This window comes from Gracilimonas sp. B-17 (genome assembly GCF_056857935.1).
Map to the genome: position 1 here is coordinate 226,842 of NZ_JBSXOA010000011.1, position 24,969 is coordinate 251,810.

Sequence of the window (24,969 nt, forward strand, 5' to 3'; positions counted from 1 at the left end):
CGCCGAAGATAAGAAAATAGCTTGGCCTTAACCATTGTCTTTCATTTCGAGCTTGCGCATCGGCATGGCATCTATGATCTCAAACAGTCTCTTTGCTGTAACGACTTCCCCGGTACGCATTTTCTCAGTTCCATCTTTTCCGATCAAAATGGACATATATTCGTTTGGGGATACCTTAAATCGTTCTCGCAGATCTTGGGCATCATCGCTTTGTAAAACGTTATCACCGGATGAGTTTCCAATATTTCCCAAAACCTGAAAGACCTTGAGATCTCTTTCAGAAATACCACCTCGATTATTTTGAACCATTTCCATGGTTCGCGTCAGATCCGTATAGGTGTTGTTGGGAGAGAAAACGAGCAGTACCCGGTTGTTCCAGCGATGTTCATCAAGGTCGAAACTATCTTCCATCTGGGCTGATAGATCGACTGTCATAAAGTATCCAGTTATCAAAAATATAAAAAAGATCTTCATTGGTTAAGAACTGTAATTAATATGTTTCACCCAAACATACAGTGAGCCCAAATAGTTTAGAGCTGATTGAAACGTTATTTATTGAAAGAATCGTTAAATGTTTGATAACGAATTGTACCTAAATCAAACTATCCCTATTTTTGAGTCGTGAAAAAAGAAAACACATATACATCGATCTCTCATCAATTTCATCATGATGTCCATCATGCCCATCAGGGACATCATCATATTCATGTGCACTAGATCTGCACGTTTTTTCATACCTACTTCTACCTTTTTCCAATTTATAAACCAACCAATTATTTACTGATATTATGAACCGAACGAAGGACTCTTCAACTTCACTGCGTATTGCTATTCAAAAAAGTGGTCGTTTGACTGACAAAACCATTGCACTGCTTGAAGGCATTGGAATTGAATTTGATAACTATAAGCGTAATCTCATTGTTAAAACACGGAATTTTGACGTAGAATTATTACTGCTTCGCGATGATGATATTCCGGAATATGTACAAGATGGTGTTTGCGATCTAGGATTTGTGGGGGCTAACGAAACTCAGGAAACCGGCGCGGATGTGACTCCTATACGGGATCTTGGATATGGAAAATGTCGTTTATCACTGGCAGCTCCTAAAAACGGGGACATCAAAAAACCGGAAGATTTCGCCGGAAAGAAGGTGGCTACAAGCTACCCTAATCTAACGCGAAGGTTTTTTAATGAAAGAGGGGTAGAGATCAAGGTCATTGAGATATCCGGTGCCGTAGAGATCGCTCCACAACTGGAAGTTGCCGACGCTATCGTAGATCTTGTATCGTCAGGAGGAACACTTCGAGCAAATGGCCTGGTAGAACTTGATACTATTCTTGAGTCACAAACACAGTTGATCAGAACCAATAAAGAACTTTCGCCGGGCAAAAAAGAACTGATAGAACGCTTTTTGGTGAGAATGGATGGATATCAACAGGCCGCGAAGAGCCGTTATATCATGATGAATGCGCCTACCTCCGCCGTAGAGAAGATCAAGGATATCATTCCTTCAATGAAAAGTCCGACTGTGATGCCGCTGGCTGAAGAGAATATGGTGGCAATTCATACGGTGATCCCGCTGGATAAATTCTGGACCGTGATGGAAGAACTTAAAGAAGCCGGCGCATCAGATATTGTAATGTTGCCGATCGAAAGTATGATCCTATAGAACATTGAACAATGAACAAGGAATATTGAATATCGAAGTATTCGAAACTCGTTCCGTCGCTTCGCTGCGGAATGCCAAACTGAGTCCTGCTATAAACTATAAGGCAAAGAAATGAAAACATACAACTATTCTGAATTATCACAGGAAGAGATCAGTGGGCTATTGAAGCGACCGAAGATCGATTTCAGCGCGATCTTTCAAACGGTTCAGCCTATTATCGATGCTGTTGAGAATGAGGGCGATGCTGCGGTAACCCGATATACTGAGCAATTTGATGGGGTGAAACTGAGTGAGGTCACGATGGACCCAGGTGAGATTGAGGTCGAGATCGAAGCATCGGTTAAGGATGCCATAGATGTTGCGTTCAACAATATCTCACAATTTCATAAAGCTCAACAGGTGCCTGATCTTCACCTGGAAACCATGCCCGGGGTGAAGTGCTCGAAGATAAGTCGACCGATCCAACGAGTCGGACTGTACGTGCCGGGTGGCACAGCAATACTTCCATCTACAGCTATGATGCTTGCCATTCCGGCTATGATAGCAGGTTGTTCAACCAAAGTTTTGGCAACACCACCTCGTAAGGATGGAACCGTAGCCCCTGAGATCATTTATATTGCACAAAAGGCCGGGATCGATAAGGTTCTGCTGGCCGGTGGGGCACAGGCTGTGGCTGCTTTGGCAATTGGAACAGAGTCGGTGCCGAAAGTGGATAAGATATTTGGTCCGGGCAATCAATATGTGACAGCTGCTAAGATGATCCTCCAGAATTCAGAGGCTCAGATCAGCATCGACATGCCCGCCGGCCCATCTGAAGTATTGGTAATTGCTGATGAACAGGCGAATCCTGCATTTGTAGCAGCAGACCTTTTGTCACAAGCGGAACATGGGAGTGACAGTCAGGTTGTTTTGGTAGCCACTATAGAATTTGACCTGAATAAACTGGAGCAGGAACTTGAGCTTCAGCTTAATGAACTGCCCCGCAAAGAAATGGCGTCCGGGGCGCTAAAAAATAGTTTTACGCTTGTGACCAATGCACTTGAAGAAGCATTCCATTTCTCAAATCAGTATGCTCCCGAGCATTTGATAGTGAATGTGAATGATGCTGAATTATATGTTGATGAGATCCTGAATGCAGGGTCCGTATTTCTTGGTCAATTGACTCCGGAAAGTGTGGGTGACTATGCTTCGGGAACCAATCACACCCTGCCTACTTACGGTTATGCACGCATGTATAGCGGGGTGAATTTAGCAGCCTTTCAAAAATCAGTGACCTTGCAGTCACTCACAAAAGAGGGTTTAAAAAATGTTGGTCCTGCAGTGGAAAAACTGGCTGAATTAGAAGAACTTCAGGCTCACAAAAATGCTGTCAGCATTCGCTTAAAGAATATTGAATAATGAATATTGAATTTCGTAATTCTATTTTGGCATGCTCAGATAAGTCTCCAACTCTAACCAAAACGACGCATTTCACTATAAATCACTGTAAATGAAAAAAATAGATATCAATACTCTGGTGAGGGATAATATCAAGAACCTAAGACCATATCGTAGTGCACGGGATGATTTTGATTCCGGGATCTTACTGGATGCAAATGAAAATAGCTTTGGGGCTCCATTTGCGGATGACATGGAATTGAATCGTTATCCGATGCCCTATCAAAACGAGTTAAGAGAAAAGATAGCTACATTCAGAGGGGTTGATACAGAGAATGTATTTGTGGGTGTAGGCAGCGATGAGGCTATTGATCTTCTATTCAGGATATATTGTACCCCCGGTAAAGACAGGGTTATCACTAATCCCCCCACTTACGGAATGTATAAAGTATCTGCTGCGATCAACGATGTAGCTGTAGATGAGGTTCTGTTGACTGAAAATTTTCAGTTGCAGCCAGACAAGATCCTTGAGGCGGTTCGTCCTGAAACCAAAATGATTTTTATCTGTTCACCTAACAACCCCACGGCTAACAGCCTGGATATTGATGATATCATGCGGGTGATGAATGAATTTGATGGTATTGTAGTGATCGATGAGGCATACATTGATTTCAGCAGCCAGGCTAGTTTAGCCGGTAACCTGACCGACTTCAATAACCTGGTGGTACTTCAGACCATGTCCAAATCTTTTGGACTGGCCGGTATACGATTGGGTATAGCCCTGGCTGATGCGGAGATCATATCCTATATGCTGAAGGTGAAGGCTCCATACAATGTTAATAAGCTGACGGCTCAAAAAGCGACTCAGGCTTTCTCAAATCTCGATCATGTTAAAAAAAATATTGAAGCTGTACTGGAAGAAAGGGAACGCGTGATCGCAAAACTGGTTACTTTTCCACAGGTTAAAAGAATATACCCGACTGACGCAAATTTTGTGCTGTTCAGAATAGATAATGCACTGGAAGTATATAAAAAACTGGCAGATAAGGGTGTGATCGTTCGTTATCGCGGTAATGAGCCTCACTGTGAAGACTGTCTGAGACTAACCATTGGAACGTCCGCTGAAAATGACCGGTTCTTTGCAGCGCTTGAAAACATTGAATAATGAACAAGGAATTTTGAATTACAAAATGAATCTTCGTCCGGCTATTCAAAGTTCGACTGGCGAATTGTTTATATCATTTGATATCCATTCACTGCTTTCTTGTGGAAATACTCACTGAAGTTTCGTTTCAATTAAATTCGTGAACCATGCTAATATCTATCACCAAAAAGGCAATTAATGATCCTTCCGGCAAGTATTTGTTTCGGAAAAACACGATCACTTCACTTAAAAGAATTGAGGAAGGAGGAAGTGATCTTTGTATTGCCAAAGGATCTATTACAAATGAACAAAAGGCCGTGCTTGAGCAGGAAGATGTTGCAAATTTTGGGGAAGGAGAAGCAGATCTTTTGATCGATGAGGAAGATGAAAAGCTGGTCGTGAGAGATGGAGAAAAAAAACTGATCACATCCCCTGAATGGAAAGATCTGGTAAAATACCTTACTTCAGATGCCCGTAAAGGATCAATACAACGGAAAACCAACGAAACTGACATCTCCATTGAAGTCAATCTGGATGGTACCGGTAAAGCCGATATTTCAACCGGTCTGAAGTTCTTTGACCATATGCTGGATCAGATAGCCCGGCACGGGTTAATTGATATGAAACTGGAATGTAAGGGCGACCTTGAGGTAGATGAACATCACACAATAGAAGATGTAGCCATTGCCCTTGGAGAGGTGATCACAAAAGCGCTCGGTAATAAAATGGGAATTGAGCGCTATGGATTCGTGTTACCAATGGACGAAACGCAAGCTACAGTGGCAATCGATCTGTCAGGCAGACCATTCTTGGTGTTTGAAGGTGACTTCAAGAGAGAATATGTTGGAGACTTTCCCACCGAGATGGCAGAACATTTTTTTTATAGCCTGGCAATGAACTTGAAAGCAACTTTACATGTTAGCTTTTCAGGTAAAAATGATCACCACAAAATTGAAGCCTGCTTTAAAGGTCTCGCCCGGTCTTTGAAGATGGCTATAGAACAGAACGGGCGCATAAAAAATCTAGTCCCAAGTTCAAAAGGGACGTTGTAGATTACATATGATCGCTATCATCAAGTATAAAGCCGGAAATACAGCCTCTGTGGCAAATGCCCTGGAACGTCTGGAAGCCAGATATTTTTTTGCTGAGACTCCAGAAGAACTCGAAAGTGCAAGGGCAGTAATATTTCCGGGCGTAGGCCATGCAGGAGCAGCCATGGAATCACTTCAGGAGAAGGGAGTTGACGACTGGCTTAAGCAAACTAATAAACCGGTCCTGGGTATCTGTGTGGGAATGCAGCTCTTATATGAAAACTCTTCAGAAGGGGATACAGCGGGTCTTGGGATCATTCCGGGGTCTCTGAAGAAATTTGACGATACGAAAGCAAAGGTGCCTCACATGGGATGGAATAAACTCAAAAGCACTAATGGTCATCCTATCTTAAAGAATCTGATCGAGAAAAATTACCTCTATTTTGTGCATAGCTATTATGCCCCTGTCAGTGATCACACGCTTGCCACCTGTAATTATATCAATGATTTTTCCGCTATAGTCGCTAAAGATAATTTCATTGGTGTTCAGTTTCATCCCGAGAAATCAGGCAGCGTTGGGTCTATGATCCTCCAAAATTTTCTGGATCTGGTTTACTCTCCTGAAAAAGCCAAAGCAATTCAGAAATAAAGAGATATATTTCTTCACCTTAAATTCATTCACCCCGACTATTTTCTTTTAACTTTACTTTTGGTTAACTACCTGAGGAGGTTAAAAGCATGCAGTTTCGATCTAAGATATTTATTGCTACATCCATTCTGGTATTCCTTGCAGGAGCAGTTCGGGCACAAAATGCGACTGAGATAGTTCAAAGAATGGACGAAAAAATGAGGGGTGAGTCGCTCAAGGCCGAAGTCACGATGACTATCGTACGCCCGGATTGGAGCCGGGAAGTGTCAATGAAAAGCTGGAGTCGTGGCACGGAATACTCAATGATATTGATCACCGCACCTGCACGCGACCGGGGCACTGCTTTTCTAAAACGGGGAAATGAGATCTGGAACTGGGTACCGAGTGTTGGCAGGACTATAAAAATGCCCCCATCAATGATGATGCAGTCGTGGATGGGATCTGATTTTACCAACGATGACCTGGTGCGGGAATCTTCTGCTGTTACGGATTATGATCATGAACTGGTTGGAGAAGAGACCATTGAGGGTTATGTGTGCTACAAGATCGAGATGAAGCCTAAACCGGACGCTCCGGTTGTATGGACAAGAGTAGATGTATGGATATCCAAAGAAGAATATTTAGAACTTAAAGCGGAATTCTATGATGAATTTGGGGAGCTGATCAATGTAATGAATGGGATGGAAGTGAAAGAATTCGATGGAAGAATGATCCCCTCAAAAATGGAGATGATCCCAATGGATAAAGAAGGCCATAAAACGGTATTAGAGTACAGATCCATGGAATTCAATGAAGGTATCCCCGAAAGCTTTTTTAGTATTCAAAACATGAGACGACTTGACTGATCAGTGATCATTAAGCAGTTAACAGTGAACAGTCAGCTTGTATAGTTGATCTTACAACGAATTCTGTAAGGAATAGAGAATTAGGTGCTCTTACTATAGAACTGAAATATCACAGATAACATATGGAAAAGAATAATCTTTATGATAAGTCGTATGCTTTTGCCATACGCGTGGTAAAGGGGTATCAATTTTTGAGTAGAGAGAAACGAGAATTTATCATCTCTAAGCAATTACTGAGAAGTGGAACGAGTATTGGGGCCAATGTTGCTGAAGCCAATGGAGCCATTTCTAGATCAGATTTTTCACTTAAGATCTCAATTGCGTACAAGGAAGCGCTTGAAACAAAATATTGGCTTAAGCTTCTTTCGGATACAGGCTTTATCAATTCAAAGGTTTTCCGAAGTATGCATGATGATGCCGATGAATTGTGTAAAATTTTATTTTCTATTTTAAAAACAACCCGTATCAACAATAAATAGAAAATTGTTTACTATTTACTGTTAACTGCTAACTGAAAAAATTGCTTTACCTAAAATTAGCTTGGCGAAATCTATGGCGTAATAAAAGGCGCACTTTTATCACAATGCTGTCTGTGATAATTGCGGTTATGCTATCCTCTGTCACCCGGACCATGAATGAGGGTTCTTATGAGCAAATGATAGAGAACACGGTAGGTATCTTTACCGGGTATGCTCAAATTCATCACGATGGATATTGGGATGATAAAACACTTGAAAACACACTTGTCTCATCAGATTCTTTATTCCAAATAATTGACCGGACACCCGGAATAACGGATGCTGTCCCGAGGCTGGAAGCCTATGCTTTGGTAGCCGGAGAGAATCAAAGCAGGGCCGCTATGGTAATGGGTGTAGACCCTGGATTAGAAAAGGCTTTAAGTGACCCTGAAAGCAGACTGGTTACCGGTTCTTACTTTGAGTCGATCAACGAACAGTCGGTTTTACTTGGAATCGACCTAATACAGCGTTTGGAACTTCAGGTAGGCGACAGCCTGGTCATGATAGGGCAAGGTTTCAGGGGACAAAGTGCTGCCGGTTTATATGAGATCAAGGGTTCGGTACGGTTCCCTAATCCGGAACTCAACAGCAGCCTGGTGATGATGCCGCTTGAAACTGCCCAATACTTTTTGGCGGCACCGGATAGACTAACATCCATCTCTCTAATGCTGGAAGACTCTGATGATGCCGGGGAAGTTGCAAAGACACTATCCGGCAAACTGTCTAAAGAGCAGTATGAGGTCATGGACTGGAAAGAGCTCATGCCGGAATTGGTGCAGGCCATTGAATCTGATCGTGGCAGTGGGTTTATCGTCATAATGATATTATATGTTGTTGTCGGGTTCGGAATACTGGGTACGGTTTTGATGATGATCACCGAGCGGATGTACGAATTTGGTGTCATGATCTCAGTGGGTACACCAAGAATTGCCATAGCCATAATTTTGGCATTTGAGGTCTTTCTGGTGGCTATGGTAGGGTCGATGATAGGGATCGTAGTCTCCTTTCCCATTTCCTACTATTTCAACGTGAACCCTATCAGATTATCAGGCAGCAGTGATATGGCAGAGGTCATAGAAACATTTGGCATGGAACCGGTTCTGAAATTCTCTTTGGAGCCATCACTGTTTTATTCTCAGGCTATTATCATTTTTGTAATAACGCTCATCTTTTGCCTCTACCCGATACTAAAAGCCAGTCGTTTGAACCCTGTAAAAGCGATGAGGTCCTGATATGCTGAAGTATATTCTGAAACTTGGCTGGAAGAATGTCTGGAGAAACCCGACAAGAAGCGGGGTTGTGATCATAACCGTATTGCTTGGTACCTGGGCCGGCATTTTTGCAGCAGGTTTTTTCAACGGAATGATGGATGATTACCTCAAAGGACAGATAAATTTGACGGTAGGGCACGTTCAGATCATGCATCCTGAGTTCGAAGATCTTTATAACCCAAATTACTTCATTCCCGAATCGGGGAGCATCATGAGCTCGTTGAGTGAAAACTCCAGTATCAGGGATGTTTCAGCCAAGAGCGTGGCAACCGGTCTGGCTCAAAGTGCACGCAATAGTTATGGGGTGACTATCTGGGGAATGGATCTTGAAACTGATACCTCTATTTCGGTACGTTCAATTGAAAGTTATTTGCATGAAGGAAGTTTTCCTGATAACGAAAGCAGTAACCGCATTCTGATCGGGGATGAGCTGGCAGAAAGGCTTGGACTTGAATTGAAATCCCGTATGGTTTTGAGTTTCCAGGATGTGAGCGGCGATATCACGGCCGGGACTTTTAGGGTATCCGGCATATATGACAGCTTTGATAGCCGGTTTGATGAAAATTATGTAGTCGTTAAAAAAAGTGACCTGAACCGGTTACTTGGCAAAGATGATTTAACACATAACATCAGGATCGACACCGATAACCTAACGACGGCGGGTGCCCTGGCTGAACAACTGCAGAAAGATTACCCTGATCTCGAGGTAAAAAGCTGGAGAGAGATCGCCCCCGACCTTCGCTACGTATTTGACATGCAGGACCTTTCGATGTACATGGTCATGATCATCATTATTATTGGGCTGATCTTCAGCATCATAAACACTATGCTGATGGCGGTAATGGAACGAACCCGTGAACTGGGAATGCTGCGCGCAATTGGGATGAACAAAACCCGAACATTTAGCATGGTAATGCTCGAAACCGTATTCCTGACAATGGTAGGTTCTCCGGTTGGCTTACTGTTGGGATGGCTGACGATCTCCTTTTTTGGGGTGAAAGGGATCGACCTAAGTGCTTTTTCAGAAGGTTTGGAAGGATGGGGTTTCACTACCATGATCTATCCTTCCCTTGCTTTTAAATACTACCTGAATATTGTATTACTGGTGGCAGCAGCAGCCTTGATATCCGCACTATATCCGGCATGGAGAGCTCTTAAGCTTAGGCCGGTTGAAGCGATCAGAAAATTTAATTGAAGAATGAAAGATGCAGTCATAACAAAGATAAACATTAACCCTAACACGGAACGGTATTAATATGTCTGTAATAAAAACAGAAGGGTTGACCAAAGTCTACAATCCGGATCAGGTTCCGGTACATGCTTTGAATGGCGTAGACCTGACTATAGAGAAAGGAGAATTTACGGCTATAGTTGGACCCTCAGGTTCCGGCAAAACCACACTATTGAACATTATAGGGGGACTGGACGAACCAACAGAGGGAAAAGCGTTTATCAAAGACACGGATATCAGTACGCTTTCAGACAGGGAGTTGATCAATTTCAGGTTGAACCATATTGGTTTTGTTTTTCAATCCTACAACCTCATTCCTGTACTGACTGCTCTTGAGAATGTTTCTTTTATCATGCAAATGCAGGGCAGGCCTGCCGGGGAGTGTCGTGAAAAAAGTATTGACCTGCTGGAAGAAGTTGGTCTTGAAGATAAGATCAATAAGCGTCCCTCAGAATTATCAGGAGGGCAGCAGCAAAGGGTGGCTGTAGCAAGGGCACTGGCATCCAAACCCGACTTTGTTCTTGCTGATGAACCAACCGCTAACCTGGATTCGGTTTCTACCACGGAGTTACTGGATATGATGGCAGATTTAAATAAGATCGAAAATATGACCTTTATATTTTCAACTCACGATCAGCGTGTGATCGACCGGGCCAGGCGAGTGATCACACTGGTAGATGGAAAGATCGCATCAGATGAAGTCAGGGATAGGGTAGACAATGAACAGTAAGCCAAAAATCAGTAGACAGTGATCGGACTGAAAAAAATATATCCTGCTATTTCCATTTGTTTTCTGTTGACCTTGAGTCCAAACTTTGTGTTGGCACAAATGAATTTCGAGGCTGAATTTCGGGGATATGTAAAGGAACTGGGAGCCTTAAGTTTGAGCAATGATCTGGGTACATTGAGGTTCGATAATATCCTGCATCACCGCATTGAAAGCCGTTTTGACCTGGGGAAAAAATTTGAGATAAGGGCAGATGCCAGAACACGCCTTTTCAACGGCTGGACGGTTAAAAACTCACCCGGTTACGGTGATTTTCTATCCAATGATCCCGGTTACTTTGATCTGAGTCACACCTGGGTCGATACAGACAACGCCGTGTTGAATACCGCGGTAGATCGCCTGCATGTATCTTATATTAACGGCCCATGGGAGGTTCATGCAGGGCGCCAGCGTATCAATTGGGGTAAGACCATGGTCTGGAACCCAAACGACCTATTCAATGCTTATGCCTATCTTGATTTTGATTATGAAGAACGCCCCGGAACCGATGCTTTCTACGCATCCTACTCATGGAGTTATGCATCAAGTGTGGAAGCAGGCTATAGAATAGGGAATGGCATCGATAGATCAGTTATAGCCGGAATGATACGAGGTAATGCAGGGGAATATGATCTGCAGTTCATAATCGGGAATTATTTTGAGGAACTTGCGTTGGGAGGCGGTTGGAGTGGCTATATACAGAATGCTGGGTTCAGGGGGGAGTTCACCTACTTTCACCCAAGAGAAAATTTCTTTGATGAAACCGGACATATCACCTCAACGGTAGGCACAGATTACATGTTTCAGAATGGCGTGTATGCGTCAGCCGAACTATTGTATAACGGAGGCTGGAATAGCTCTGTGAATCCGGTAGCTCAACTGACCAGACCACCAAGTGCATCAGATCTTTTTATTGCAGAAACGGGGTATTTCCTGAATGGAGCCTATCAGGTGAATCCACTTACGAGTATATCAGGTGGTGTGATGGGAAGTTTTGATCGAAAAATGATCATACTGATCCCTCAATTTACCAGATCCCTTTCCGAGAATATTGACCTGCTCATCCTGGCACAACTTCTAAAGGGGGCGGTATTAACTGATCTTACCGAAACACCCAACGCCATCTACTTTCGCATCAAGTATTCCTACTGAAAAGTAAGCTCTGATCCTTCTTTGTGAAAAGGTATGTGAAGCATCCAGATTACAATGCAACTTTCAATACTTAGTCATGGCTAATTATAATGTTTATTAGGTTGAACATTCAGCCGTAGTATCTGTATATTTAGCCAAAGCTAAAAAATAAGTTAACAATGAAAACTATACAGTTATTCTTTCTGATCGTAACCTGTGTTCTGTATTCAACAGATCTAAAAGCACAGTACAGTACCATTCAGGGATCGGTTACTCATAATGGTGAACCGGTAGAGTTTGTGAATATCTATGTTGCAGAGGCAGAGAAAGGCACCACTACGGATGCAGAAGGATTCTATAAGATCACAAATTTACGCCCGGGTGAATATTCACTTCGTGCGTCCTATGTTGGGTTCAAAACACATGAACAGGCAATTGAAATTACCAAGGATGAGGATCGAATTATCAATATTAATTTGGTGGCAAAGGAAGTTCAGGGTGAAATGGTAGTAACCGGTACTATGCGAAAAACCTATGTGAAGGATTCTCCGGTAAAAGTGAATGTAGTGAAAACGGAACAGCTGCAACAGGGGAGAACCAGCTCAAATATCATGGACCTGATCAGCAGTGTCAATGGACTCTCAACCCAGTTGAATTGTGGAGTTTGTGGAACTAATGCTATCAGGATCAATGGAGTAGAAGGGCCAAATACGGCTGTTTTGATCGATGGCATGCCTATCATGGGAGCTTTGGCATCTGTCTATGGGTTGAATGGTATCAGTCCTTCCATCATTGATCAGGTGGAAGTGATCAAAGGACCTCAATCTACCTTATATGGCACGCAGGCACTGGGCGGAGTTGTAAATATCATTACTAAAAATCCTGCATTAACTCCCACCTTTTCAGTAGATGCATATGCAAAAAGCACCCGCGAGGGAAACATAAATATGGCTTACTCGCCAAAGTTTGGACGATTTGAAGGCTTTATAAGTGGGAATCTGGTCCAACTTGAGAATTTCTTTGACAGGAATGGAGATAACTTCAATGATGTGGTAAAACAGTCCAGAGTCTCTTTGTTTGGAAAAGGAACCTTATTGGGTGAGAACAAGGAGCAGAGGCTGAATATAGCGACGAAGTTTTATTCAGAAGACCGTACAGGCGGCTTAGAGCAATTTACGGATAACCTTCGTGGTTCAGATCAGATCTATGGTGAGTCTATTTATACTAATCGGTTTGAGCTGATGACAGAATATCGACCCGACGGTTTAAATGAACAGCTTCGCTTTAATGGAGCCGTCACCTTTCATGATCAGGACAGTTATTACGGAACGGAATGGTATGATGCCCAGCAAAGCGTAATGTATGGTCAGGCAACCTGGGATCAATCCATTGGAGATAATATTCGCCTATTAACCGGGACCACTCTGCGGTATGAGACCTACAACGACAATACCCCGGCCACATCAGATGGAACCGATGTACAATGGATCCCCGGAATATTTACTCAGGGTGAAATAACCGCCGGAGAATTCACCTTTCTTGGAGGATTACGCATCGATCATCATTCCGAACACGGATATGTTACGGCTCCTCGACTTTCAACCAAATTCAGCCCAAATAACCTTACCACATTCAGGGCCAGTGCTGGTACGGGTTTTCGGGTTGTAAATGTATTTACAGAAGACCATGCTGCGCTTACCGGTTCACGGGAAGTAATATTTAATGAAGACCTCGATCCGGAGGAATCCAAAAGCCTGACAGCCAGTTTGGAACAGATCATGCCGTTTGGGACCAATCCCATGACAATAACCCTTGATGGATTTTACACTCACTTTTCTAATAAGATCATCCCCGATTATGATCAGGATCCAAATCTTATTGTATATGAAAACCTGGAAGGATATTCAGTTACCCAAGGTTTCTCAGTAGAGGTAGAGCAAAATTTCACAGCATTTCCTTTAACCTACAACACAAGCATAACGGTCATGGATGTTTACACAAAAGAAAGTGGACAACGTCAGGCACTGACCTATGCTCCGGATTATACAGGTGTTTTCGGGGCTACCTATACCATCAGATCACTGGATACATCCATAGGCTATAACGGGAACCTGGTAGGTCCAAAGCGAATGCCGGATGGATATGCAGAAAATTTTGGACGTGACCAATGGTCGCCTGCATATAGCACCCACGACCTGAAGATAACTAAGGAATTCACAAATGTGAATAGTGACAATGGAGTTGGATTTGAAGCCTATATAACGGCTGAAAACTTGTTCAATTTTAGGCAGGGCAGTCCGTTGTTAGATGCAGGAAATCCCTTCGGACCAAATTTTGACACCATTTATACGTGGGGGCCAATTCTGGGAAGAACCTTTTCAGTTGGCGCTCGCTTGAATCTCAGATAATTGTTTATGAGCATGTACTTTAGAACCATTTCGCTTTTCATTGTTCTCGTGGTATCCGACGTACTGATCGGTCAACCAACTTATGGTCAGAATTCACAGTTGGATTGGAAGTCTTTTGAAGATGCTATTGAAATAGCGAAAACAGACCAAAAACCAATCATGGTTGACGTATGGGCTCCCTGGTGTGGGTGGTGTAAGAAAATGCAGAAGGAAGTATATCCTGAACATTCTGAAACTTTGGAAAATGATTTTATTCTTACACGCCTTAACCGGGATGACAACAACAGTAAAGTGAAATATCTGGATCAGAGTCTATCCCACTTACGGCTTGCACAAAGGTTCAATGTTCAATCGGTTCCGGCCGTGGTATTTTTGTCAGCGAACGGTAATTATCTGTTTCACGTATCCGGATATGTTGAGCCGCAAAAGTTCAAGCAAGTTCTGATGTATATAGAATGATACATTATTTACCCATGCGTTAGGAGCCAGGTCCTGCCTTCAATACATGCATTGAACTCTTTGCCTTAAACTAATCCACCCAATCGGCAATAAATACGTTGGTTGATCGATCACCACCATTATTTCGATTGGATGAGAAAACGATCTTTTTACCATCCGGAGAAAACATAGGGAAGGAATCAAACTGCTCATCGAATGTAACCTGTTCCAGTCCGGTTCCATCCACGTTGATCATGAAGATGTTGAACGGAAACCCACGTTGCGACATATGATTAGAGGAGAAGACCACTTTATCGCCGGAAGGGTGAAAATAAGGGGCCCAGTTGGCATTACCGAGATCAGTGATCTGTCGTAATCCTGAACCGTCTACATTTACGATAAAGAGCTCCATGTTGGTCGGTTCTACCAGGCCGTCTTCCAATAATGACTTGTATTTTGTGACTTCTTCCTCAGTCTCAGGTCGTGAGGCCCTGAAGATCAGCTGAGTGCCATCAGGCGAGAAGAAAGCGCCGCCATCATAACCGAGTTCGTCCGTTATCTGTATCACGTTGGAACCGTCGGTATCCATAATGTACAACTCCAGATCTCCGGAACGGTCTGACGTAAAAACGATCTTGTCACCTTTTGGTGAAACGGTGGGTTCAGCATCATAACCGGGTTCATCAGTGAGTTTAGCTATGATATTACCATCCATATCTGCTTTATAGATATCATAGGAATCATAAATAGGCCAAACATATGCACCTGCATCACCACGTTCCGGAGGGGTAGGACACTCCATGCCTGTTTCATGAGTTGAGGAGTAAACAAAGGTGGAATCTCCGGGAAGGAAGTAAGCACAAGTTGTTCGGCCATTTCCGGTACTGATCATAGTGGGTTCAAACCCCGGCTCTTTCTTAGAAATATCCATGGTAAAGATCTGGTCACATTCCACTCCCCACTCCGGATTGTTGGATTGGAAGATCAGTTCATCACTGTCGTAGCTCCAGTATGCCTCGGCATTGTCTCCACCAAAAGTGAGCTGTTGTACATTCCGGAGGTGGACTTCCTGTTCGTACTTGAGTGAGTCAGCTTCCGGGTTGTAAGTTTCTTTTTCAGGTGTGGAGTTACAGGAAACAGCGAACATGGCTGCCACAGAAATTAGTAGGTACTTCATGAATAGTATTAGAATAATTTTGATGAATAGCTCAAAGATAAGGAAAATAATTTGTTTTGAATGGGTAGGAAATGGCTCAGAAATTATCTTCCGATCTTAAGCTCCAAAGTAAGGTAAAAGGTGCGGGGTGGAGATGGTATGATGCCGGGACCGGGATACCCGGTTGCACGTCTTGTAAAATACCAGGTATTCAAAACATTATTGATACCAGACTCAAGTGTGAATCTGTTCCAGCTGTAAGAAGCTGACAGGTCCAGAACATTATAAGAAGGTATTTCACCACGTATGCCACTTTGATTATCAAAGGGATTCTGGGCCGCGTTCGAGGCATCAGTGTACTGGCTGGATACATACGTATACTGCAGGCTTCCAACCAGGTTTTTAAACCCAAAGTTGAATCCCGTCTTGAGATTCAACAAAGGAACAAATTCCACACTATTACCTTCCACACCTGAAATATCTGAATTGATATATTGAGATCGGGTCAGAGCCGTATTGGCAAAAAAGCTAAGTTTTTTATCCGGTGAATCATATCCTAGTATCGGCAATAGATTTAATTCGATCAGGCTTTCAATTCCATACATAAATGCCTGCCCGATGTTTCCACGGTAACGGACAACACGGCCCGTTTCCTCCAGTTCTCCTACTGTATTCAGGCGGGTTTCTGCTCTCAGAACCTCACCAATTCGGTTATCATACAATAAACCAAAACCACCGATATCATATGAAACAGATTCATTAAAACGACCCCTGATCCCAAAGTCGGTTGTAAATCCGCTTTCATCTGTAATATTCGGATCAACCTGAAATGTTGGATTGACTATACGAATATCGTTGAATGTTACTGAACGATAGTTTTGTGAAATATTACCGTAAAATTCAGTGGTGGAGTTTGGCAGATAACTGATTCCGGTACCCAACAGAATAAAGCCGCGTTCGAATTCACGGTTATCTTCAAAGGTTTCATTCTGTATGGGGTTACCTGCAAGATCGAAATTGATCCTTTTGAAAGAACCTTCACTGCTTGTATTGATATATTCGAAGCGAAATCCCGGTGTGATCGAAAGGTTATCCTTTATATAAAATATGTTCTCCCCAAACACAGCCATATTGCGGTTTGGAAAGGTGAAATCAGATTGGTTGGGGTAATTAGGAAATTGTTGGTCAGCAAGGGAAAAGTCAGCTTCTGAACTTGCGGTACCCGGCCCCTGGACGGATTCATTGTTAGACTGATAATATTTGGAACCGATCAGGAAAACAGAACTCATGGAACCGATCTCATAGCGATTCAGGAAACGTAATTCAGTACCCCAATTGTTGAAATCTCCAAGAATGAGGTCGCGGGGGGCATCAAGGTCATCTTCCTGAGAGACTCGGTTTGTACGGAATCCGACAGATTTCCTGGAGGCATCAAGGCCATAGGTCAATACGCTTAGTCGGGTTTTGTAAGAAAATCGGTGTTCTAATTTTAGAGAGGCCAGTTTCCAATTCACTTCAAACCAATTCCGGGTACGGTTACTGACGGTCGGGTCCCGGTAAAACTGAGCATCTGTTAAGCCACCAGGCTGCTGGGCCAGGTAGTACAGGTAAGTAAAATCAGCACTGATGGTTGTGTTTTTACCCAGCTTGTAATCACTGAAGATATAGGCGTTCTGAGAATCAAAATTTGAATTGGGGCGAAAACCATCCCCCTGCTTATAATTGAAATACCCGTAGTAACCGAGTTTACCGGTTGAACCACTCAGACTGTTGAAAGAGGTGAAAAGAGCATTGGAACCAAGAGATTGACGAGATATGAGTTCTAAATTTCTATCTCTTTCAGGAGTTTTCATTTTAAAATTGACGAGACCACCAAACTGAGTACCATACTGCAGGGAAGCCGCTCCGCGTATGACCTGTATCTCTTTTATGCCCTCTGCTGGAGGGGTGTAATAACTCTCAGGGTAGCCTAACACATCCGCACTGATGTCATAGTTGTTTTGGCGGGTATTAAAATTGGATGAACGATTTGGGTCCAGGCCACGTCCACCGATATTCAGTTGGAGTCCTGCATCATTTGATTCAAATATGTTCAAACCGGAAATCTGGCTGTAGATCTGTCGTGCATTATTGGAGGATGTATTCACCACCATTTGATCCAGGTTGATGACCTCATTTTTCTTTCCGGCAAAGATGGCTGTTCCTTCCACTTCCCGAAGGCGCTGCATGGCAAATACTTGCTCTCTTTGCTCAATAATGGCAACCTCCGACATCTCTCGGGATAATTTCCTTAATTCAATGTAGATGTTGGCGTTTTGTGTATCCAAAATGATGGGCCGTTGTTCTACTTCATACCCTAATTTGTAGAAATACAGAAAATAGGTTCCATAAGGCAGGTCATTGATCTCGAAATAACCCTCCTCATTCGTACTATAGGCCTTACCCGCATTATTATCATATATCTCAACTGATTCAATGGGTTCCTTGGATTCCGCATTGATCACATACCCTGAGATCTGATGCTGGGCAAAAGCTGGGAAGGACCAGATTCCTGTGAACAGTAAAAAACTAAAGGCCTTTAATTTCGTCATCAAATGGTAATAACCAGGTTCGGTGTTTAAATGAGGGTTCGATCTCTGTTAGATCAACGTTTGGGTCTACATAAGGTTGACTTCGCCGCCCATTGAGAGCAACGTAGCTTTCAACATATATTTCAGGATCTTTGATGCCTTGTTCCTGATAATGATCTTCAAGGAAGTGTGCATATTCCAGAATAAAATCCGGCTGCGAAGACATTTGCTTTTCCTGGAAGCGGGTTAAGAATTCAGTATTGTCAACATAGAAACGCTGATCCTTTTCAGGATCAACTATTTTAAAATTAGCATACCCGGCTTTTTCCATAAGCATTACCCGCCATGAAAACCGATACCCTTCTTCAGTCCAGAAGAGTTCACCGGGATAGAGCATATAGCGAAAGGGAATTAAAAGCTGAAGAACAAAAAATACGGTTATGATGCTCAGAGAGGCCTTATGGATCCATTTTTTGGGATATTCATAAATAGAACCGTTATCAAAATAGGATTTACTGATCCTAAGCCATTCTGAAAGTTTTTCCAGGATCTTATTATGTAGTCCCGAGTCAAAAAAGATAAGGGCACTGGCGATCATTATGTACGGAAACATACCTATTGGGAAAAGGACCCGCGTCAGTACATGGAAAACAACAACCAAGATAAATGCAATAGTTCTGGTTCGTTTATATAACAGCAGAAACGGAATAGACAGATCGTAAATGGCGCCACTCCATGCAAAGATGTAATGCATCCATGTTTGCTGCAGCAGATCACCTAATAATGGAATAGAGTACTTAGCCGGTAACCAGATCTGCAATGGCATGGCTTCAAATAACCAGTCCGAATTGAGTTTGGCAAGACCGGCATAAAAATATACGATCCCTAAAAGTAGTTTGATAGAATCGATGGTCCAGGAGGGAACTTTCTGTGAGCGGATCTTTTCATCCTGCCAGGCGTCTACAGAAAAATAGCTGTGAGCCGGGAGAAAGATCATTAAAAAGCTGAGTATACTGATGAAGTAATAGTGGTTCAGGTAGGTGGTCTTATCCATCAGCTCGATGTAAGTGAAACTGAGGAAAAAAATGATAATTGCCCATCTATATTTGAAGCCTATGGCTACAAATAAAGAGGAGAGCCCGCAAATGATAAAAATCAGATAGGTCCATTCACCCAAAGGCTGAACCCATTCAAAGCCGTAGTAGGAAAAGAAAAATTGCGGTTCGATGTATAGTTTAGAGATCCAGCCGTTTGCCGCAAAACGAATGATGCTCCAAAGCATCAGGATCCCAAACAGGATTCGGAAAACGGCTAATGGAGCAGCATTCTTGGTACTGGAAAAATATGTGCGAATGGAAGAATTATTCACGCCTTAGTCACCGTCGGCATCCACATAATCTACATTGATATTCAATGCCTGAAGCATATCCACTTTCAGGTTGACGACATTCCGCTGAAGCTCATCGTATGTTGAAAGCATGAGGCTGTTATCAGATTCTACCTGAACAGCGAAGTTATCGTTCAAAGCCTGAGCTTCATTTTTTGCATCCTGAAACTGGCTATTTATGATGGATGTGAGGTCAGCACCATCTTTCATGGTATTGAGATAATCCAGGTAATCATCCAGACTTTGACCATCAGCTTCTCCTTCAAAGTGAGTGCCATTAAAGAAATTGATACTTGCTGACAATGCTTCATTGAATAAAGCCTTAGAAAAGCCTTCACTGTAATAAGCCTCAACATGACTGCTTAATGGCGAACCGGAAAAGACACCGGCCGGAATGCCGATCTTGCCCGCACGCAAGTGTTTTTCGTAATAGTAGATATAATCATTTACCATCATGTCGAGTGAAGAATTAGCTCCGTTACCGGAGTTGCTTACAAATTCATCCCGATATCCTGATGTCCAGCTGTTTAAGACCTGATCAGTTAGAGTATCGATTCGCAGGGTCAGGTCTGTCAGGTAAGTGCGATAGTTTTGGGCATCACTGTTGGTGGTGTAATATGATAGTATTTCAATGTCATTATCACCGAGACCATGGATCAGATAATCCAGTGCCGGGAAACCCTGACTGTCATTTAAAGAAGGAAGTGTTAGGTCATATCCCCCTTCACTGATATTCTGTTTGATCTCAGTTGTGTCGGTTGGGTATATATTCAGGTTATCCCGAAAACGAAGCTGCATGGCTTCTCCCATCTCAAACATAGAAACATGCTGAAATGCGAGATAAGTATTTTCCCAGGAGTTTCGAAGGGTGTTTAGATTTTGCTGGGTAGGGGAGGCTGTAAAAGTTTCAGCCGAGGTATGGAGTTGGTCGGTCGCCTCTGATAGATCAGTAAATGAAGGGATGATAATATTATCAGCCCAGTTCACTAAAATTGCTTCTCGATCAAAATCATCCGGGTTGGGGCCTGAAGGGCCGTTATCGGTACAGCTCCATATAAAGAAAACAGTTAATAACAGAATGGCATATTTCTTCATGGCAAAAATGGTTTAAAACAAAAAAGCTGGCAATTTTTCTTAATGCCAGCTTAATTATAAAAATGGTTTTAATTAGCGGCTTGTGCTACTGTGAAATCAAATTGAGCCGCAATCGTTTCAGACATTTGATCCAACGTGCTGGTTTCAACATCCCAAAGTCCTTCTCCATCCTCTAACTGAGCTAACATAGCATCAATTTCCTGTGAAGAAAGGTATGGGCTATCAGAATTGGGAACACGGCTGAATTTCAGGCTATACATAAACCCATAAGCTTCAGAAAGATCGTGAAAAGCTGCTCCAAAATCAGGATTGGATTGCTCCAGGGCTGCTTTCCCGGACTGCAGATAGTAGACAGCTCTTACCGCGATCACAGTTGAGATATTTTCCCGGATGATCTGTGCTTGTTCATCACGAACATCATAAGCTCCGGCCTCAATGGCGGCTCGTCCAAGAATAAAAGCTTCGTAGGTTTCCTGTCCAATTCCGGCAAAATCATCGTCTCCGTCAACCCGCCCAAGATAGGTATTCAGAAAACCACTACCCTCACCGATGGTAGGATTTGCAGGATTGTCAGCATTTCCGAATAAGTATCCGTAGGCTTCATCCCACTTATGTTCCATGTTGGTATAATTGGAGCCTTCAGCGAGAGTTCCCTCATTATTATCTTCGCGGTTCGTTCCGGCGTCCAATACTGAAGTACTTAAATAGTTATTTAGCATTTGGTCGGCCATCAAAGCACCGATGAGGCTTTTTCCCACCAGTTGATTGTATTCAAAACCTTTTCCGTTTACATACCGTGTAGATGAACCATCAGCAATTTGTCCGGGCTGACCGGGGGCTGCCAGGGTATTTTCATTAGGAAATACTTCATTGACCTGAGCGCTGATCCAGCTTTCAAATTCATTTTTGATATCGGCACTCATCTGAGTGTTGGAAGCAAAATAATCAGTGGAGGCAGCTACTTTGCCTTTTATATTTTTGGTGGCTTCATTCAGATCCGGATTCTGAAATGGATCGGCATCACCACCATTAGCAGTTTCATTACGATACATTTCCAGGAGCAGCGTTTCAGTGGAATTGTCAAAATCCAGCATGGCGGAAGTCAACTCTGCGGCCATTTGTATCCGGGTGGTTTGACCGGTAAATGACACAGATGATTCACCGTTTCGGGTAAACTCATAAGTGGCAGGAGCGTCTATATTTGGTTCGTTATTATTATCGCAGGAAAAAAGAGAAAGAGCTAATATCGGAAGTAATAATATATTAGAGAGTTTCATCTGAGAAGAAAATTGATATGATATGGTTAGAGTTGTTATTTAGAACAATTCTAAGTTAAGGAGCTTTTTAGACGGAATCAAAGCTTATGTAGAATAAATCTAAATTAAAATAAGAAAGCTATAGAAATATAAAGGGAGGTGTATTTTTAGTCGTGTTGGCGGGGGGAGACGATCTCCATAACCTGACTGAGTATGTTTTTACTGACACTGAAGATCCGTTCCTGATGATTCATGGCAAGCATTCGCAGCACCATACGTAATTCTGCGAGCAGTATCGGAGGGTTATTGATAAGAGTATCTTCGCCTACAACTAAATCCCAGTCAATACCCCGTTCAAACTTCACGCCGGCGCGAGCCATGGTTTTGATATAAACGTTAGCCATTAAGCCATACCCGATAGTGGTTGGGTGTAAACCATCGAGGCTGAATATCCCACCTTTATAGATCTTGCCTTCATCATTTAGTCTGATGAAATCCGTAGACAGGTTTATTTCTCCGTTTTCATCAACCAGATGTTTCGTAGAATCTCTGTTTTTAAGGGCTTCACCAAGTCCCGCCGGAAGGTCACGAACGAGTTCACCTCCTAATCGGCGTCTGGCAAGTCCGGCCACGTTCTTGGCGATCGGTACCACGGTCCACCCATATTCTTCGGCTACCTTCTTGATGATCTCGTTGTAAGCATCAATAGTGAAATCGAGTTGAATGGCCTGATCTTTGGTTAGATGTGGATGTTTGTCGGGATGGAAATCCTCATCCCAGATCCAAAACCGGGTATAGTAATCAAAATAGCCCAATCGCTTGCTTGAAAGGTTCGAATTGACACCACGCATGACCGGGGGGATCGTCACGTATGGTATGGTCGGGACAAAAACCCTATTGGCCTCAAGGGTTGATATTTTTTCAGCTAGTTTCCGGTACTGTTGCTCAAAGTGTTCAGGGCGATAAATAGTATAATTACGGTGCCCCGGAAAAGCTTCCAGGTCATCCTTTTCTTCCGTCCAAATTACCTTAAGGTCGGTAACTGCAGCAAGTATATTATTATGACCATGGCAAACGATAAGGTTTTCAATACCACCATCTTCAGCAAGTATTTTGGCGTTATCGATCTGGGATCGGCTCTCATACTCTGGTTTAAGGGAGGGATTCAAAACTAACCTTGCGGTCGTAAATTTTGCATGCTCCGGCAACATGTTGAATACTGTAAAAGATTCGGGGTTGTTTTGAATGTATTCATGACTGTTCTTTTCAGTTACCTTCCATGAATCGCTGATATTGAATCCCCAAACAGACTGATTGTGATATGGAATAGAACGATCCACGGAAAGATCTTTCATACCACCTTCCCAGTATTTTTTGATCCTTTTAAAGGTGGTGAACATATATTTGGAGGCAGAGAGAAATTCCGAAAGTTCAATTTCATCTCCGTATTTTTCGGACAGGCCTCTCACCAATACCTCGATATTAAGTGGTATACCGGCCTGTGCTGTAAAGCTGGGCTGATCAAAATCGGGCTTCGGCTCAAAACACCTGTGAATAAAAGAAGGGAAGTTGATATCGGTTCTGTAGATACCCCCATTGTTAAAGCCCTGAGTAAGGCTGTCGCCGATAACTACCAGTTTATGTTTTGCTTCTTTCTTTTTCCAGAACATTACTTCGTATTACTTGATCTTGCAAGCACAAGAAGATACTTAAGAGCAAGACCATTCAAAATACAATTAATGAACAGTTAGGTTTTAATACAGAATACTGCCTATTTTTAAGACAGAATCTTAATGCAGAAACACAGAACATGGCGGAAAAAAACCGATTAGAGCAATTCAGAGAAGAACGTGAGATCATGAACGAAAAAGTTATGGATCTCGATCACCTGGGGATCAAGCGTTTTTTCAATATGGATACCAATACCTATCGTGAGGGGGCTTTACCAAAACAAACCAAAGAATTGCTGGGATTGGTTGCTTCTGCTGTACTTCGCTGTAACGACTGCATTGATTATCACCTCGAACAATGTGCCAAAACAGGATCGACCAAAGCAGAGATCACAGATGCCCTGAATGTTGCATTAATAGTGGGTGGCAGCATTGTCATACCTCATTTACGTCATGCCACAATAACACTGGAGTTATTGGAAGAAGAGGGGACTTTAAAGACGGATTAATTACGGTATTCCATTGGATCCGGGTGGATAAATTCATAATCAAGATCTTTGATAAGTTTCTCAGAGGATATTTGTTTGCCATCTTTCCCTCCAGATAAAAACTCAGGTTTATCCAAGCCTAACCTGTTTGCAATAGCGGTATAAATGTCCCTTTTTTTGGGGTGACCCGGACTGCAAACATTATAGATCTCAGATCGAATATTCTCATTGATCATAAGATCTGTAACCTGAATTACATCTTTACGATGAACCAGATTAACAGGAGCATCTCCCTGTTTGATGTTCTTGCGACCTGCGAGGTATTTGACAGGGTGGCGGTCCTCTCCGTAGAGGCCGGCAAGCCGAAGAATAACGGAGTCATTAAGAGTTTGTTTAAGCTCACCTTCAGCCGCACATATACTATTGCTGTTACTTACTTCAGGTATTGTATGGTCTTCAGTTATCAGTCCGGTTGCATTTCCATAAACACCTGTGGAACTATACATGATTACCTGAGTGTTTGAGTCCTCCCAAAGCTTGGCAAGCTGTCGGATGTTTGCAGGGTATTCATCCCTGTTTTCTCCGCGGCCGGGTGATATTGATATAACTACTGAGCCTACTTTAGGAAGTTCAATATTTTGTATCTTATCAAACGGAAGTTGTAGCTTGATCGGAGTGATGTTATAACCTTTGATATCGGAAAAATTCTTTTCAGACCTGGTAGTTCCATACACCTTAAAACCCTTACTGCCAAGATACTGTCCAAGTTTTTTACCGACCCATCCGCAACCAATAATTAGCACGGATCTTACATCATCTGATTTCATATAATCTTTAAATTAAACAAAGTTATTGCGTAACTGCAGAC

General features: G+C 42.7%; 22 protein-coding genes. 14 read left to right on the plus strand and 8 right to left on the minus strand.

All coding sequences use genetic code 11. The annotated features are described in order from the left end of the window. Positions 1–27 precede the first annotated feature (27 nt). On the minus strand, positions 28–435 hold the full coding sequence (locus tag AC13FX_RS05840) for a DUF4174 domain-containing protein (protein WP_482879576.1): 408 nt from the start codon (positions 433–435) through the stop codon (positions 28–30). 353 nt (positions 436–788) lie between these two features. Between AC13FX_RS05840 and hisG the strand changes: the two genes are divergently transcribed. From hisG to AC13FX_RS05905, 13 genes are all read left to right on the plus strand, one after another. After that, positions 789–1,670 carry an ATP phosphoribosyltransferase gene (gene hisG, locus AC13FX_RS05845; protein ID WP_482879577.1) on the plus strand — a complete coding sequence of 294 codons (882 nt, stop codon included), beginning with the start codon at positions 789–791 and terminating at the stop codon, positions 1,668–1,670. 111 nt (positions 1,671–1,781) lie between these two features. Then, complete coding sequence (gene hisD, locus AC13FX_RS05850; RefSeq protein ID WP_482879578.1) at positions 1,782–3,068, plus strand: histidinol dehydrogenase; 1,287 nt, start codon at positions 1,782–1,784, stop codon at positions 3,066–3,068. A gap of 91 nt (positions 3,069–3,159) precedes the next feature. Further along, positions 3,160–4,212, plus strand: coding sequence for a histidinol-phosphate transaminase (gene hisC / locus AC13FX_RS05855; protein ID WP_482879579.1), 1,053 nt, complete (start codon positions 3,160–3,162; stop codon positions 4,210–4,212). Positions 4,213–4,358: 146 nt separating this feature from the next. After that, on the plus strand, positions 4,359–5,243 hold the full coding sequence (gene hisB, locus AC13FX_RS05860) for an imidazoleglycerol-phosphate dehydratase HisB (protein ID WP_482879581.1): 885 nt from the start codon (positions 4,359–4,361) through the stop codon (positions 5,241–5,243). 7 nt (positions 5,244–5,250) lie between these two features. After that, positions 5,251–5,871: an imidazole glycerol phosphate synthase subunit HisH gene (gene hisH / locus AC13FX_RS05865; RefSeq protein ID WP_482879582.1), complete on the plus strand. Its 621-nt coding sequence runs from the start codon at positions 5,251–5,253 to the stop codon at positions 5,869–5,871. A gap of 89 nt (positions 5,872–5,960) precedes the next feature. After that, positions 5,961–6,716, plus strand: coding sequence for an outer membrane lipoprotein-sorting protein (locus AC13FX_RS05870; protein WP_482879583.1), 756 nt, complete (start codon positions 5,961–5,963; stop codon positions 6,714–6,716). A 122-nt stretch (positions 6,717–6,838) separates the two neighbouring features. Further along, positions 6,839–7,195 (plus strand): four helix bundle protein, encoded by a 357-nt coding sequence (locus tag AC13FX_RS05875; protein WP_482879584.1) that lies wholly within the window; start codon positions 6,839–6,841, stop codon positions 7,193–7,195. 104 nt (positions 7,196–7,299) lie between these two features. Further along, the gene (locus AC13FX_RS05880) at positions 7,300–8,466 is read left to right on the plus strand and encodes an ABC transporter permease (RefSeq protein WP_482879585.1); all 1,167 of its coding nucleotides are present in this window, start codon (positions 7,300–7,302) and stop codon (positions 8,464–8,466) included. Between the two features lies 1 nt (position 8,467). Next, positions 8,468–9,700, plus strand: coding sequence for an ABC transporter permease (locus tag AC13FX_RS05885; protein WP_482879586.1), 1,233 nt, complete (start codon positions 8,468–8,470; stop codon positions 9,698–9,700). A gap of 61 nt (positions 9,701–9,761) precedes the next feature. After that, positions 9,762–10,466 (plus strand): ABC transporter ATP-binding protein, encoded by a 705-nt coding sequence (locus AC13FX_RS05890; protein ID WP_482879587.1) that lies wholly within the window; start codon positions 9,762–9,764, stop codon positions 10,464–10,466. An 18-nt stretch (positions 10,467–10,484) separates the two neighbouring features. After that, complete coding sequence (locus AC13FX_RS05895) at positions 10,485–11,654, plus strand: hypothetical protein (RefSeq protein WP_482879588.1); 1,170 nt, start codon at positions 10,485–10,487, stop codon at positions 11,652–11,654. Between the two features lie 158 nt (positions 11,655–11,812). Further along, on the plus strand, positions 11,813–14,041 hold the full coding sequence (locus AC13FX_RS05900) for a TonB-dependent receptor (protein ID WP_482879589.1): 2,229 nt from the start codon (positions 11,813–11,815) through the stop codon (positions 14,039–14,041). 6 nt (positions 14,042–14,047) lie between these two features. Next, entirely contained in the window at positions 14,048–14,500 is a 453-nt protein-coding gene (locus AC13FX_RS05905; RefSeq protein ID WP_482879590.1) for a thioredoxin family protein, read from the plus strand. 70 nt (positions 14,501–14,570) lie between these two features. Here the strand turns inward: AC13FX_RS05905 and AC13FX_RS05910 are convergent, their stop codons facing one another. The 6 genes from AC13FX_RS05910 to AC13FX_RS05935 all read right to left on the minus strand — a co-directional run bounded on the left by AC13FX_RS05910 (position 14,571) and on the right by AC13FX_RS05935 (position 23,613). Then, the gene (locus AC13FX_RS05910) at positions 14,571–15,656 is read right to left on the minus strand and encodes a TolB family protein (protein WP_482879591.1); all 1,086 of its coding nucleotides are present in this window, start codon (positions 15,654–15,656) and stop codon (positions 14,571–14,573) included. Between the two features lie 83 nt (positions 15,657–15,739). Further along, the gene (locus AC13FX_RS05915) at positions 15,740–18,226 is read right to left on the minus strand and encodes a TonB-dependent receptor domain-containing protein (RefSeq protein ID WP_482879593.1); all 2,487 of its coding nucleotides are present in this window, start codon (positions 18,224–18,226) and stop codon (positions 15,740–15,742) included. After that, positions 18,204–19,574, minus strand: a complete 1,371-nt coding sequence (locus tag AC13FX_RS05920; protein ID WP_482879594.1) for an HTTM domain-containing protein — start codon at positions 19,572–19,574, stop codon at positions 18,204–18,206. Before AC13FX_RS05920 ends, AC13FX_RS05915 begins: the two co-directional genes overlap by 23 nt. Positions 19,575–19,577: 3 nt before the next feature. Further along, positions 19,578–20,687 (minus strand): imelysin family protein, encoded by a 1,110-nt coding sequence (locus AC13FX_RS05925; RefSeq protein WP_482879595.1) that lies wholly within the window; start codon positions 20,685–20,687, stop codon positions 19,578–19,580. A 68-nt stretch (positions 20,688–20,755) separates the two neighbouring features. After that, a complete protein-coding gene (locus AC13FX_RS05930) occupies positions 20,756–21,964 on the minus strand; it encodes a DUF4856 domain-containing protein (protein ID WP_482879596.1) in 1,209 nt (402 codons plus the stop codon). 146 nt (positions 21,965–22,110) lie between these two features. Further along, a complete protein-coding gene (locus tag AC13FX_RS05935; protein ID WP_482879597.1) occupies positions 22,111–23,613 on the minus strand; it encodes a hypothetical protein in 1,503 nt (500 codons plus the stop codon). Between the two features lie 140 nt (positions 23,614–23,753). On the opposite strand from AC13FX_RS05935, the gene AC13FX_RS05940 reads away from it, so the two are divergent. Continuing rightward, positions 23,754–24,122, plus strand: coding sequence for a carboxymuconolactone decarboxylase family protein (locus AC13FX_RS05940; protein WP_482879598.1), 369 nt, complete (start codon positions 23,754–23,756; stop codon positions 24,120–24,122). On the opposite strand, the gene AC13FX_RS05945 is transcribed toward AC13FX_RS05940, so the two are convergent. Continuing rightward, on the minus strand, positions 24,119–24,928 hold the full coding sequence (locus AC13FX_RS05945; protein WP_482879599.1) for a Rossmann-fold NAD(P)-binding domain-containing protein: 810 nt from the start codon (positions 24,926–24,928) through the stop codon (positions 24,119–24,121). The genes AC13FX_RS05940 and AC13FX_RS05945 overlap by 4 nt on opposite strands. Positions 24,929–24,969 lie beyond the last annotated feature (41 nt).